This is a genomic window from Aeromicrobium sp. Root472D3 (assembly GCF_001426485.1).
In the GTDB taxonomy this organism is placed as follows: Bacteria; Actinomycetota; Actinomycetes; order Propionibacteriales; family Nocardioidaceae; genus Aeromicrobium.
Genome location: NZ_LMET01000001.1, coordinates 810,382 through 823,446 on the forward strand (window position 1 = coordinate 810,382; position 13,065 = coordinate 823,446).

The 13,065-nt window shown below is 71.3% G+C and carries 13 protein-coding genes; 6 read left to right on the plus strand and 7 right to left on the minus strand.

Annotated features, from left to right (window positions below; translation table 11 throughout):
- Positions 1-2: 2 nt before the first annotated feature.
- Both ASD10_RS04015 and ASD10_RS18640 read right to left on the minus strand, forming a co-directional pair.
- Complete coding sequence (locus tag ASD10_RS04015) at positions 3-1,247, minus strand: NADH:flavin oxidoreductase/NADH oxidase family protein (RefSeq protein ID WP_056604989.1); 1,245 nt, start codon at positions 1,245-1,247, stop codon at positions 3-5.
- A 55-nt stretch (positions 1,248-1,302) separates the two neighbouring features.
- On the minus strand, positions 1,303-1,449 hold the full coding sequence (locus ASD10_RS18640; RefSeq protein ID WP_157432446.1) for a hypothetical protein: 147 nt from the start codon (positions 1,447-1,449) through the stop codon (positions 1,303-1,305).
- A gap of 221 nt (positions 1,450-1,670) precedes the next feature.
- Here ASD10_RS18640 and ASD10_RS04020 point away from each other — a divergent pair, with 221 nt between their 5' ends.
- Positions 1,671-2,735 carry a DUF222 domain-containing protein gene (locus tag ASD10_RS04020; RefSeq protein ID WP_369797575.1) on the plus strand — a complete coding sequence of 355 codons (1,065 nt, stop codon included), beginning with the start codon at positions 1,671-1,673 and terminating at the stop codon, positions 2,733-2,735.
- On the opposite strand, the gene ASD10_RS04025 is transcribed toward ASD10_RS04020, so the two are convergent.
- The 5 genes from ASD10_RS04025 to ASD10_RS04045 are packed head-to-tail and all read right to left on the minus strand — an operon-like array spanning position 2,736 to position 6,923.
- Positions 2,736-3,125 carry a nuclear transport factor 2 family protein gene (locus tag ASD10_RS04025; RefSeq protein WP_056604994.1) on the minus strand — a complete coding sequence of 130 codons (390 nt, stop codon included), beginning with the start codon at positions 3,123-3,125 and terminating at the stop codon, positions 2,736-2,738.
- Entirely contained in the window at positions 3,122-3,991 is an 870-nt protein-coding gene (locus ASD10_RS04030; RefSeq protein WP_056604996.1) for an acyl-CoA thioesterase II, read from the minus strand. The genes ASD10_RS04025 and ASD10_RS04030 overlap by 4 nt, the downstream gene beginning before the upstream one ends.
- Positions 3,991-4,800: a DUF1295 domain-containing protein gene (locus ASD10_RS04035; RefSeq protein ID WP_056604998.1), complete on the minus strand. Its 810-nt coding sequence runs from the start codon at positions 4,798-4,800 to the stop codon at positions 3,991-3,993. Before ASD10_RS04035 ends, ASD10_RS04030 begins: the two co-directional genes overlap by 1 nt.
- A 42-nt stretch (positions 4,801-4,842) precedes the next feature.
- Positions 4,843-5,733: an SDR family NAD(P)-dependent oxidoreductase gene (locus ASD10_RS04040; RefSeq protein ID WP_056605000.1), complete on the minus strand. Its 891-nt coding sequence runs from the start codon at positions 5,731-5,733 to the stop codon at positions 4,843-4,845.
- Positions 5,730-6,923 (minus strand): acetyl-CoA C-acyltransferase, encoded by a 1,194-nt coding sequence (locus ASD10_RS04045; protein ID WP_056605003.1) that lies wholly within the window; start codon positions 6,921-6,923, stop codon positions 5,730-5,732. Before ASD10_RS04045 ends, ASD10_RS04040 begins: the two co-directional genes overlap by 4 nt.
- A 112-nt stretch (positions 6,924-7,035) precedes the next feature.
- Between ASD10_RS04045 and ASD10_RS04050 the strand changes: the two genes are divergently transcribed.
- Genes ASD10_RS04050 through ASD10_RS04070 form a run of 5 tightly spaced genes read left to right on the plus strand, consistent with a single transcriptional unit; the run spans position 7,036 to position 13,060 of the window.
- Positions 7,036-8,274 carry an acetyl-CoA acetyltransferase gene (locus tag ASD10_RS04050; RefSeq protein WP_056605006.1) on the plus strand — a complete coding sequence of 413 codons (1,239 nt, stop codon included), beginning with the start codon at positions 7,036-7,038 and terminating at the stop codon, positions 8,272-8,274.
- A gap of 32 nt (positions 8,275-8,306) precedes the next feature.
- Positions 8,307-9,824 (plus strand): carotenoid oxygenase family protein, encoded by a 1,518-nt coding sequence (locus tag ASD10_RS04055; RefSeq protein ID WP_056605007.1) that lies wholly within the window; start codon positions 8,307-8,309, stop codon positions 9,822-9,824.
- A gap of 16 nt (positions 9,825-9,840) precedes the next feature.
- The gene (locus ASD10_RS04060; RefSeq protein ID WP_056605010.1) at positions 9,841-10,812 is read left to right on the plus strand and encodes a helix-turn-helix domain-containing protein; all 972 of its coding nucleotides are present in this window, start codon (positions 9,841-9,843) and stop codon (positions 10,810-10,812) included.
- Positions 10,809-12,350, plus strand: a complete 1,542-nt coding sequence (locus tag ASD10_RS04065; protein ID WP_056605013.1) for a long-chain-fatty-acid--CoA ligase — start codon at positions 10,809-10,811, stop codon at positions 12,348-12,350. The genes ASD10_RS04060 and ASD10_RS04065 overlap by 4 nt, the downstream gene beginning before the upstream one ends.
- A complete protein-coding gene (locus ASD10_RS04070; RefSeq protein WP_056605016.1) occupies positions 12,347-13,060 on the plus strand; it encodes a hypothetical protein in 714 nt (237 codons plus the stop codon). Before ASD10_RS04065 ends, ASD10_RS04070 begins: the two co-directional genes overlap by 4 nt.
- The last annotated feature ends 5 nt before the right edge of the window (positions 13,061-13,065 follow it).

Genomic DNA, 13,065 nt, shown 5'->3' on the forward strand with positions numbered 1-13,065 from the left:
GCTCAGCCGCGCCGTTTCGCGAAGGCGTCGCGGCCGTTGCGGCGGACGAGCGAGGCCGCGGCGGCGAGCTTGGTGCGCGAGACGTCCGGCTGCAGGCCGGCGCCCATGCGGTGCAGCTGGTCCTCGTGCCAGCCGAGGTCGATCGCGCTGTTGACGGCCTTGACGTCCGTGACCCGGCTGAGCAGGCCGGTGGTGCTGAAGCCGATGCGGTGCGACGCGATGCGCGCGTCGGCGCCGGCGAGGATGACGTTGGCGGCGTCCGGGGTCGTGCAGGTCGGGCGGCCGAGGCCGATGACGTCGCAGTCGCCCGACGACAGCGCCGACTCCATCGCGGTGCGCGAGCGGAACCCGCCGGTGACGGCCAGCGGCACGTCGCCGGCGACCTCGCGGACGGCGCGGGCGTACTCGAGGAAGTAGGCCTCGCGCTCGACGGTGCTGGCGGCCGCGCCGAACATCGCTGTCGACTCGTAGCTGCCGCCGCTGACCTCGATGAGGTCGAGGCCCTCGGTCGACAGCGCCGCGACGACATCCTTCGACTGCTCCTCGGTGAAGCCGCCACGCTGGAAGTCGGCCGAGTTGAGCTTGATGCCGACCGCGAAGCCGGGGGAGACGCGCGAGCGGACGCGCCGCACGACCTCGATCGCGAACCGCATGCGTCGTTCGGGGTCGCCGCCCCAGTCGTCGGTGCGCTGGTTCGACAGCGGCGACAGGAACTGGGCGACGAGGTAGCCGTGGGCGGCGTGCACCTGCACGCCGTCGAAGCCGGCCTTCTCGGCGATCGCGGCGGTCGTGGCGAAGCGCTCGATGACGTCCTCGATCTCCGCGCCCGTCAGCTCGCGGGGCGTGCTGGCGCCGGGGATCTTGACGGCGATGGGGCTCGGGGCGACGGGGGTGCTGCGCAGGGCCATGGGGTTGGCCTGGCGGCCGGGGTGGTTGAGCTGCATCCAGAGCGGGACGCCGTGCGCGCGGGTCGCCGCGGCCCAGCGCGTCAGCTGGGGGAGGTGGCGCTCGTCCTCGGCGACGACGTTGCCGGGCTCGCCGATCTGTCGACCGTCCACCATGACGTTGCCGGTGACGAGCAGGCCGTACCCGCCGGTCGCCCACGTGGCGTACAGGCGCTCGAGCCGGTGGTCGGGTGCGCCGTGGCGATCGGCGAGCACCTCGCTCAGCGCCGACTTCATGAGCCGGTTCGGCAGCACCTGCCCGCAAGGGAGAGTGAGTGGTGCGGACAGATCGCTGACAGTCATACTGTCAGTATCGTGGATGGGTACGGGCTTGTCAGTCAGACGGGCCGCCCGGCTATTAGCCCCGCGCCAGCATGACGACCAGCGCGACGATCACGGCGACCAACAGCGCAACCGCGGGCAGCACCCAGCGTCGCCGCGGAACCTCCGTCACCACGGCCGCCCGCATGCGCCGCGCGAGCTCGGCGGCGTCGTTGGGGTCCATGGGGTCAGGGTAGTTGGGGGAGCTTGGTGGGGCATGGGCGTCATTCCACCGCGAATGACGCCTCTCCTCGCCATGGTTGGGGGACCGAGGGGACGGTCAGACATCGCGTCTTGATCGTTGTGCACAATGCGGAATCGCTACGGTTACGTGTCGGTGGTCGCGTCTAGGTTGGATGTATGGCCACCGCTACTGCTGCTCCGATCGACGTCCTGGGTGACGTCATGCGGGAGCGTGCTCGGGCTGAGGCGCGCGAGGTCGTGGCGATGTTGCACTTCCGTGATGTGGAGTCTGACCGGATCGACAACTCGGGCGAGTCGCCGATGCGGCAGCTGGTCGAGCGCGCTGCGATCGCGCTGGCGATCGGTGAGGCGATGGGGTTCAGCGAGGGGCAGGTGCAGCACCGGTTGTCGTTCGCCGACACCGTGCGCGACCAGTCGCCGACGTCGTGGGAGGCCTTCGTCGAGGGGCGGGTCGATCTGGCGCGGGTCCGCGAGATCGGGCACGCGATCGACCAGCTGAAGCGCACCGAGTCGGTGCACCGGCTGGACGCCCGCGTCGTCGAGTTCGCCGAGACGCACACGGTCGCCGAGCTGCGCGACTGGCTCAAGCGGTTCGTGCGGCGGGTCGAGGCTGACCTGGCGATCGAGCGGGCCGAGGCCGAACGGGCCAACCGGTACGTGGCCACCCGGCACGAGGACGACTCGATGGGGTTCCTCGGCGCCCACCTGGCGTCGCACGAGCTCGCCGCCATCGCCGACCGGCTCCGCCGCGAGGCGCGTCGACCCGCCGACCCCGGCGATGAGCGCACGGTCGCGCAGCGTGAAGCCGACCTGCTGGTGGCATGGCTGCTGGACGAAGAGGCCGCCGCCGGTGTGGTCGACGCGAACATCGGTGTGGCCGTCGACGCCGACGTCCTGGCCGGTGCCAACCCCGGTTTCGCCGAGTCGACCGACGGCTCGTGGGCCGTCCCGGCCGAGTGGATCGCGGCCGTGATCGCGTCCGGCTCCACGTTCTGGCACCGCATCCTGATCGACCATGTCACCGACGACGTGCTCGCCCACGAATACCTGGGTCGATTCGCCCCCGACGTCCTGGCCGTCGCCCTCAGATTCCTCTACGGAACCTGCCAAGGCCCGGGCTGCATGGTGCCGGCCGAACGGTGCGACATCGACCATCGGGTGCCGTGGCCACACGGACCCACCCGGGGTGACAACCTCGGCCCACTCTGCCGACGGCATCACGGATACAAGGGTCACGGCCTCCTGCGCTGGACGACCCAGCCCTAGTCAGGCGAAGCGCGCTGCCTCGGCGGAGTCGAAGTACTCGTCGAGACGGGTGATGCGGCCCTCGTCGTTCACGGCGATGACGACGCACGCGTGCAGGGCGACCTCCTCGCCCGTCGAGCGGTTGGTGCCGCGCAGGACGTGCTGCTGCACCGCGCCGCCCTCGAACGCCGTCACGCGACGCTCCGTGTACCGGCGGTCGGTCACGAAACGGTCCATCGCCTCGAGCACCTTGGCATTGCGCTCGACGGTCTGGGTGCGGTCGTCCGTGTTGTGCCAGATGACGGCGTCGTCGGCGTAGATGTCGAACAGGTCCGACGCGTCGCCGGCCTCCGCCGCGACGATGATGCGGTCGAGCAGCTGGACGTTCGGGTGCGAGTGGTCGATGGTCATGGGTCCTCCAAGGGGTTGAGCGGTTTGACGAGGGCTTCCTGGGCGACGTGGCAGATGCTCGTGCCGCGCGCGTCGAACACCGCGGCCTCGATCAGCGCGCGTCCCGCACCGGCCATCGGGGTCGTGTGCTCGAAGAGCATCCACTCGTCGGCGCGGGGCAGGCCGCGGAACCACATCGTGTGGTCGAGCGACACCGCGTTCCACGTGCTCGCGAGCGAGCGCTCGTGGCCGGACGTGTGGCCGTGCGGGGTGACGGCGGTCGACATCAGCATCAGGTCGCTGGCATAGGCGAGTGCCGCCCGGTGGACGACCGGATCGTCCGACAACGGCTCGACCGACCGCATCCACACGCCGTTCGCGGGCGAGGCCGAGTGCGGGACGACGCCGGGCACGTCGGGCGCGAGCCGCACCTCGATCGCCGCGAAGTCCTCCCAGAACTCGCCGAGCCCGCCGTCGGCCGCCGCGACGTCGCGGATGTCGGGGCACTCGTCGGGTCCGGGCGTGGTGGGGGCCGGACGGCTGTGGGTGATGCCGTCGGCCGCGATGGCGCACGACACGATCGACCGGCACAGCAGCCGCTCGCCCTGCCACGCGCTGACCTCGCGGGTCGAGATCTGGCGGCCGTCGCGCAGCCGCTCGACGCGGAACGTCACGGGCACGCCGGGCGCACCGCCGCGCAGGAACGTCGTGTGCACCGAGTGCACGTCCTTGCCCTCGACGCTCGCGCCCGCCGCGATCAGCGACTGGCCGACGAGCTGGCCGCCGAACAGCTGCGGCAGGCGGACGCCGTCGGTGCGCCCGACCCACGTGTCGTCGTCGCGCCGCTCGAGCGCGAAGACGTCGGCGAGCCCGGCGGTGCCCTGCATCAGGCCCGCTTGGGGGGCAGCGGGAAGAAGCCGCTCGTGCGGGCGACGTAGGCGTCGTACGCCTCGCCCTTGCTGCGGCGCATGCCCTTCTCGAGCAGGGCCTTGCCGCTGTAGCTGACGAGCAGCTTGGTCATGACGATCGGCGACACGATCGTCAGCAGGCCCCACGGCGAGCCGAGCGCCAGCAGGAACAACCCGGTCCAGACCGCGGCGTCGCCGAAGTAGTTGGGGTGGCGCGTCCACGCCCACAGGCCGCGGTCCATGACCCGCCCGGCGTTGGCGGGGTCGGCCTTGAACCGCGCGAGCTGCCAGTCGCCGACGGACTCGAAGACGAAGCCGATCGCCCAGATCGCGATGCCGATCGCGCCGATGACGCCGAGCGACGCGCTCTCGTACATCGCGACCTGGACGGGCAGCGACACCAGGATGATCAGGAAGCCCTGCAGCCCGTAGATCTTGCGCACCAGGAAGCCCACGAGCGATCCGGTCTGGTGGCGCATCAGCGCCGTGTAGCGCTTGTCCTGCCCGTGACCGCGGTTGCGGTTGCCGATGTAGAGGCCGAGCCGCAGGCCCCACACCGCCGTCAGCGCCAGGACGACGAGCCGCCGGGTGTCGTCGCCCTCGGAGCCGGACGAGACGAGGTACGAGACGACCGCTGCCAGGACGAACCCGGGCCCCCAGAAGATGTCGATGATCGACTGGTTCTCGATGCGGATGGCCACCGCCATGATGACGCCGATGAACACGACGACCGCGGCGGTCACCGCGAGGAGGTTGAGGGCGATGTCGCCCCAGGGCAGGTCGTTCATGGAGGTCCTTGGGTGTGGGGTGGGAGAAGAAGAGGAGAGGTGTCAGGTCAGCTCGGACGCGAAGTGCTGGAAGGCGTCCTGCGCGTGCGCGTACGTGTGGGGCGTGCCGGCGCGGCTGAACGCGACGAGCTCGGCGAGCCCGGCACCGTCGAGCGCCGACGGGTCGGGCAGCGTGACCGTGCCGCCCTCGACGGCGTCCGCGACCCGGATGCCCGAGCCGGCCGCGACGACGACCTGCCCGTTGAGGGTCGAGGCGGGGTCGACCAGCGCGCCGACGACGGGCGCGACGCTCGCGGACGTCATGGTGTCGGCGAACCGCGGGTCCATGCCGTCCTCTGTCATCTGGGTCGTGGCGTAGGGCAGCAGGACGTTGGTGAGCACGCCGCGGCGGGCCCCCTCGGCGGCGGCCGTCCGGCCCAGCGCGATGACGGCGCCCTTGCTGGCGGCGTACGCCGAGACGGTGGGCTCGCCGTGCAGCCCGGCGGTCGACGCGACCATGACGATGCGCCCGTGGCCGGCGTCGCGCATGACGCGCATCGCGGCACCGGCGACCAGCGCCGTGCCGGTCACGTTGATCGCCATGACCTGCGCAAAGTTCTCGGCCGTCGTGCTGTGGAACATCTGAGGCGCGCTGACCGCGGCGCTCGTGACGCAGACGTCGAGCCGGCCCCACGTGTCGAGGGCCGCCGCGACGAGGGCGTCGGCGGTCGTGGGGTCGGCGACGTCGCCGTGGTCGGCCACGGCCCGTCCGCCGGCCGCGACGATCTCGTCGACGACCTGCTCGGCGGCGCTGCGCCCGTCGGGGCCCGGCACGCGGTTGCGGTTGTTGACGACGACGGCCGCACCCAGCGAGGCGAGGTGCAGCGCGAAGGCGCGCCCCAGCCCCTTGCCGCCGCCCGTGACGATCGCGACCTGCCCCTCGAGCATGGTCATGACGCGATCCGCTCGACCAGCACCGCGACCCCCAGGCCGGCGGCGCCGCTGACGGCCGCGACGCCGTAGCGTCCGCCGCGCCGCTCGAGCTCGTCGACGCAGCTGCCGACGAGGATCGCGCCGGTCGCGCCGAATGCGTGGCCCATCGCCATCGTGCCGCCGTTGGGGTTCATGCGGTCGGGGCCGGCGTCGAGGTCGCGGCGGAACCGCAGGCACAGGGCCGAGAAGGCCTCGGCGAACTCGAAGACGTCGATGTCGGCGGACGTCAGGCCCGCGCGGGCGATGACCTGCTCGACGGCCGACTGCCCGGCCGTCAGCATCACGACGGGGTTGACCGAGGTGGTGGCCGAGCCGACGATCCGCGCCCGGGGCGGCAGGCCCGCGCGCTCGGCCGCGGCGGCCGAGCCGATCAGCAGCAGCGCCGCGGCGTCGGCCATCGCGGGGGAGGTGCCGACGGTGTGCAGGTGGTCGATCGACGAGACGCCCTGGTACGCGCCCAGCGCGATGGCGTCCTGGCCGCCGGCACCCAGCTCGGCGAAGGCCGGCGGCAGCGCGGCCAGGCCCTCGAGCGTCGTGTCGGGGCGGACGAGCTCGTCGTGGTCGAGGGTGCCGACGGGGACGAGGGAGCGTCCGAACGCGCCGTCGGCTCTGGCCTGCGCGGCCTTGAGCTGGGTCTCGAGCCCGTAGGCGTCGAGCTCGGCGCGGGTGAACCCGTCCATCGTCGCGTTGAGGTCGGCGGCGATGCCCATGTGCACCGAGCCGATCTGCCGGACGACGTCGTGGTCGGTCCACAGCGGGCCGCGGTCGACGAACATCGGCACCCGCGAGACGCTCTCGACCCCGCCGGCCACCGCGAGCTGCAGGTCGTCGGCGCGGACGCGGGCGGCGGTCTGGCCGACGGCGTCGACGCCGGAGGCGCAGAACCGGTTGATCGTGACGCCGGGCGCGCTGTCGCCCCACCCGGCGAGCAGCGCCGCGGTGCGGGCGATGTTGGCGCCCTGCTCGTCGACCTGCGAGGCGCAGCCGAGGACGACGTCGTCGACCGTCTCGACGTCCAGACCGGTGCGCTCGACGAGGGCGTCTTGCAGGTGCACGACGAGGTCGAGCGCGGAGTGCGCGTGCAGCGATCCCTTGGGGCTCGCCTTGCCGCGCGGGGTGCGGACGTAGTCGAGCACGTAGGCGTCTGTCATGTCTTCCTCATCGGATTGGCTGATTCAACTGGTGGAGATACTCTGTTAGTTGTAGTACGTTTTGTGTGAGCAACGCAACCCTCACGACTGAATCCGACGACAGGAGAGCGGCATGGGCCAGGAGAACATCTGGGTGCTGGGCGGCTACCAGAGCGACTTCGCGCGCAACCTGACGCGCGAGGGCAAGGACTTCGCCGACCTGACGTCCGAGGTCGTCGACCACACCCTCGAGAACTCCTCGGTCGACGGCTCCGACATCGGCGTCGTGCACGTCGCCAACGCCTTCGGCCAGCTGTTCGCGGGCCAGGGTCAGCTCGGCGCGATGCCCGCATCGGTCCGCGACGACCTGTGGGGCCTGCCGTCGTCCCGCCACGAAGCCGCCTGCGCGTCCGGCAGCATCGCGGTGCTCGCCGCGATGGCCGACCTGCGCGCCGGCAACTACGACAGCGCGCTCGTCGTCGGCATCGAGCTCGAGAAGACCGTGAGCGGCGACCAGGCCGCCGGGCACCTCGGTGCCGCCGCGTGGATCGGCCACGAGGGGCAGGACGCGACGTTCATGTGGCCGCACATGTTCAGCGAGGTCGCCGAGGAGTACGACGAGCGCTTCGGCCTCGACGAGGTGCACCTGCGCGCGATCGCCCAGATCAACTTCGCCAACGGTCGCCGCAACCCCAACGCCCAGACGCGCGGGTGGGACGTCCCCGACCTCGTCGCCGGCGTGGGGCGCGACGACCCCGTCAACCCCGTCGTCGACGGACGCATGCGCCGCTTCGACTGCAGCCAGGTCACCGACGGCGGCGCCGGCGTCGTGCTGGTCAACGACACGTGGCTGCGCGCGCACCCCTGCGCCCAGGTAACGCCCGCCGCGCAGGTGCTCGGCTGGGGCCACCGCACGGTGGGCCTCGGTCTGCAGCAGAAGCTCGACCGCGACCGCGACAACCCGTACGTCCTGCCGCACCTGCGCCAGGCCGTGCTCGACGCCTTCGACCGCGCGCACGTCGGGCTCGACGACCTCGACGGCCTCGAGACCCACGACTGCTTCACGCCGAGCGAGTACGTCGCGATCGACCACATCGGGCTGACCGGCCCGGGCGAGTCGTGGAAGGCGATCGAGAACGGCGAGATCGAGATGGGCGGCACGCTGCCCATCAACCCCAGCGGCGGCCTGATCGGCGGCGGCCACCCCGTCGGCGCGAGCGGCGTCCGCATGCTGCTCGACGCGACCAAGCAGGTCAGCGGCACCGCCGGCGACTACCAGGTCGAGGGCGCCTCGACCTTCGGCACGCTCAACTTCGGCGGCAGCACCGCGACGACCGTCAGCCTCGTCGTCGGCGCCGCACCCGCCGCCTGACCACCCACCAGCACCGCAGCTAGGAGACCCCCATGGACGTTGAAGTCGTCGGACGACTGCTGTCGACGCTGCCCGCGGACGACGACCACCCGTACCGCACGGGCCCGTGGCAGCCGCAGACCACCGAGTGGAAGGCCGACGACCTGCAGGTCGTCGAGGGCGAGATCCCCAAGGACCTCGACGGCGTCTACCTGCGCAACACCGAGAACCCCGTGCACCCGTCGCTGAAGAACTACCACCCGTTCGACGGCGACGGCATGATCCACGTCGTCGGCTTCCGCGACGGCACGGCGTTCTACCGCAACCGCTTCATCCGCACCGACGGCTTCCTGGCCGAGCAGGAGGCGGGGCAGGCGCTGTGGGCCGGGCTCGCCGAGCGCCCGTCGAGCTCCAAGCGTGACCAAGGCTGGGGTGCCCGCACGCGCATGAAGGACGCGTCGAGCACCGACGTCATCGTGCACCGCGGCCAGGCGCTGTCGACGTTCTACCAGTGCGGCGACATGTACCGGATCGACCCGATGTCGGCCGAGACGCGCGGCAAGGAGGACTGGAACGGCCGGTTCCCGTTCGAGTGGGGCGTCTCGGCGCACCCCAAGGTCGACGACCGCACCGGCGAGATGCTGTTCTTCAACTACAGCAAGGAGGCGCCGTACATGCACTACGGCGTCGTCGACGAGAACAACGACCTGTCGCACTACATCGACGTCCCGCTGCCGGGCCCGCGCCTGCCGCACGACATGGCGTTCACCGAGAACTACGCGATCCTCAACGACTGCCCGCTGTTCTGGGACCCTGAGGGGCTCAAGCAGGACGCCCACATCCCGCGGTTCCACCCCGAGCTGCCGACGCGTTTCGCGGTCATCCCGCGCAAGGGGCAGACGTCCGACATCAAGTGGTTCGAGGCCGAGTCGACGTTCGTCCTGCACTTCGTCAACGCGTACGAGGAGGGCGACGAGATCGTGCTCGACGGCTTCTTCCAGGGCGACCCGGAGCCGGCCGACAACGGCATGGGCAACCACTGGGAGCGGGCGTTCCGCTTCCTCGCGCTCGACCGCATGCAGTCGCGCCTGCACCGCTGGCGGCTCAACCTCGTGACCGGGCAGGTCAAGGAGCAGCAGCTCAGCGACTCGATCACCGAGTTCGGCATGATGAACGGCTCGCACGCGGGGCAGAAGTACCGCTACGCGTACGCCGCGACCGGCAAGCCGTCGTGGTTCCTGTTCGACGGTCTCGTCAAGCACGACCTGCTCGACGGCACCGAGGAGAAGTACTCGTTCGGCGACGGCGTCTACGGCAGCGAGACCGCGATGGCACCCCGCGTCGGCAGCACGTCCGAGGACGACGGCTACCTCATCACGCTGACGACCGACATGAACGACGACGCCTCGTACGCCGTCATCTTCGACGCGGCCCGCGTCGGCGACGGCCCGGTGTGCAAGCTCAAGCTGCCCGAGCGCATCTCGAGCGGCACGCACTCGACGTGGGCTCCCGGCGCCGACCTGCGCCGCTGGCAGACTGCCGACACGGCCGCGGACGCGGTCGGTCTGTAGCTGCGAGGAGTCGACCATGGCCGAGGCGGAGCCCACGACGTTGGAGCCCGGTGGCACGAATGCCGTCGGACGGATGCTGGGCCTGCTCGGTGACGAGTGGACCCTGCTGATCGTCCAGCAGGCGCTGCAGGGGGTCAGCCGCTACGGCCAGTTCAAGGCGGCCCTGCCGATCTCCAACTCGGTGCTGACGGCTCGGCTGTCGATGCTCGAGCGGGAGGGCCTGCTCGAGCGCCACGTCTACCAGTCGAACCCGCTGCGGGCCGAGTACCTGACGACGGCGCGCAGCCGGTCGCTGTGGCCCGTCATGCTGGCGATCTGGGACTGGGAGCGCCACTGGGTCGCCGAGCACGTCGACGTCCTGCCGACGATGCACCACGTGACGTGCGAGCACGCCTTCTCGCCGATCCTGTCGTGCGGCTCGTGCGGCAAGCCCGTCGCCGCCAAGGAGATCTCGGCGACGTGGGGCCCGAGCGGCACGTGGGAGCGGTCGGTGCCCGAGTCGGTCACGCGCCGGCGGTCCGAGGCCGACCCGACGCACGGCGGGGCCGGCCTGTTCCCCGAGACCATGACGATCTTCGGCAACCGGTGGGCGTCGGCCCTGATGGGTGCGGCGTTCCGCGGCGTCACGCGCTTCACCGACTTCGAGACGAGCCTCAAGGCGCCCCCGACGCTCGTGGCCGACCGGCTGCGCGCGTTCTGCGCGATCGGCGTGCTGGTGGCGACGCAGAACGAGAAGCGTCCCGACTGGGCCGAGTACCGCCTGACCGAGAAGGGGCGCGCGTTCTTCCCGGTCGTCGCCGCGACGCTGCAGTGGGCCGAGTTCTGGTTCCACGCGCCCGAGGGGCCCTCGCTCGTCCAGACGCACCGGACGTGCGGTGGCGACTTCGTCGCGACCTTCAGCTGCGACCAGTGCGGCGAGGCCCTCGCCGGACACGACATCACGATCGTCCCCGCCCTCGTGGGCGCGGCACCCAGAGGAGAGCCATGAGCCAGGAGCGCACGATCGCGGACGTCATCCGCACCAGCGCCAAGCACCACCCCGACTCCGTGGCGATCACGGGCGAGGGGCGGGGCGTGACGTACGGCGAGCTGTCGACCCGCTCCGACCGGGTGGCGTCGGGGCTCGTGTCGATGGGGCTCGTCGCGGGCGACCGCGTGGCCTACCTGGCCCGCAACGCCACGGAGTACTGGGAGCTGTTCTTCGGCGCGGCCAAGGCCGGGGTCGCGATCGTCCCGCTCAACTTCCGCCTGTCACGCGACGAGATCACGTGGATCCTCGGCGACGCCGAGCCCGCCGCGATCCTGGTCGAGGACCACCTGACCGACCTGCTGCCCGAGACGTACGCGGGCCACCGGCTGGTGTTCTCGCAGGCCGGCGGACCCTCGTCGTACGAGGCGTGGGTCGCCGAGCAGCCCGCCAGCGACCCGCAGCGCGATCTCGGCGGCGACGCGCTGTGCTCGCTGATGTACTCGTCGGGCACGACGGGCCGGCCGAAGGGCGTCACCACGACGGTCGAGGGCTTCCTGTGGGCCGTCGACGCGTTCAGCGCGCAGTTCGACATCACGCCCGACTCGGTGAGCCTCGTGCCGACGCCGTACTACCACATCGCCGCCGGCGGATGGTCGCTCATCGCGCTGGCCGCGGGCGGCACGATCGTGCAGTTCACCGAGGTCACGCCCGTGAACATGCTCTCGCTGCTGCTCGAGCACCGGGCCACGCACGTCATCATGGTGCCGACCGTGATCCAGCTGTTCATCACGAGCCCCGAGGCGTCCGCCGCCGACTACTCGAGCGTCCAGCACGTCGTCTACGGCGGGTCGCCGATCTCCGAGACCGTCATGGTGCGGGCCAAGCAGGTGTTCGGCGCCGAGCTGTCGCAGAGCTACGGGCTGACCGAGACGGTCGGCGTCACGACGATCCTCGGACCGTCCGACCACGTGCCCGGCACCACGAAGCTGCGCTCGGCCGGCCGCGCCGTGCCCGGCGTCGAGGTGGCGGTCGTCGACTCCGAGACCGGCGAGCCGATCCCGGCCGGCGAGATCGGCGAGATCGTGACCCGCGGCCCCGGCGTCACCCGCTCGTACTGGCGCCGTCCCGACGACACCGCCGCGGCGTTCTGGCCCGGCGGCTGGTTCCGGACGGGCGACGCCGGCTACGTCGACGAGGACGGCTACGTCTTCCTCAAGGACCGCATCAAGGACCTGCTGATGTCGGGCGGCGAGAACATCTACCCGGCCGAGGTCGAGAACGTCATCATGGCGCACCCCGACGTGCAGGAGGTCGCCGTGATCGGCGTGCCGTCCGAGCGCTGGGGCGAGACGCCGCTGGCGGTCGTCGCCGCGGCCGCCGGCCACGAGATCGACCCGGAGGAGCTCATCTCCTTCACCCGCGAACGGCTCGCGCACTACAAGTGCCCGACCGGCGTCGAGATCGTCGACGCCCTGCCCCGGAACCCGTCCGGGAAGGTCCTCAAGCGTGAGCTGCGTGCTCCGTGGTGGGCCGGACACGAGAGGAACATCGGATGAAGCACGGCACCCTTCCCATCATGCGGCAGGTCATCATCGGCACCAGCGAGATGGAGACCGCGAGCAAGGAGCTGCGCTCGGCGTTCGGCCTGGCGCCGGGCTTCGCCGACCCGATCCTCGAGACGATCGGCATGGACGACGAGACGCTGCGCGTCGGCGGCGAGGCGCACCTCGAGCTCGTCGGCGCGCTGACGCCCGAGGCCTCGATCGCGACGTGGTGCGCCAAGGTCGGCGGCGGCGGTGGTTACGGCCTGTCGATCCAGGTCGGCGACCTCGGGCCGTTCCTCGAGCGCGCCGAGGCGCTGGGCATCCGGACGATCGCCGACCAGGTCGTCTACGACCACCGCATCGTGCAGCTCAAGCCCGGCGACCTGGGCCTGCTGGTCGAGCTCGACGAGATCCCCGACGCGTCGGAGTGGTTCTGGGACGACATCGAGGGCGAGACGTCCGAGAACCCCCTCATCGACGACGTCCTCGCGGTCGAGATCAGCTCGCACGACCCGCAGGCGCAGGCCGAGAAGTGGGCGACGCTGTTCGACGTGTCGGTGCAGCACATCGACGTCCCGCAGATCGCGATCGGCGAGCGCACGGTCCGCTTCGTGCGCGGCGACGTCAAGATGATGACGGGCATCGACGTGCAGGTCGCCGAGGGCGCCGCGCCCGAGTCGCCCCAGGTCGTCGTGAGCGGAGTGACATTCACCCTGCTCTGAGCGGT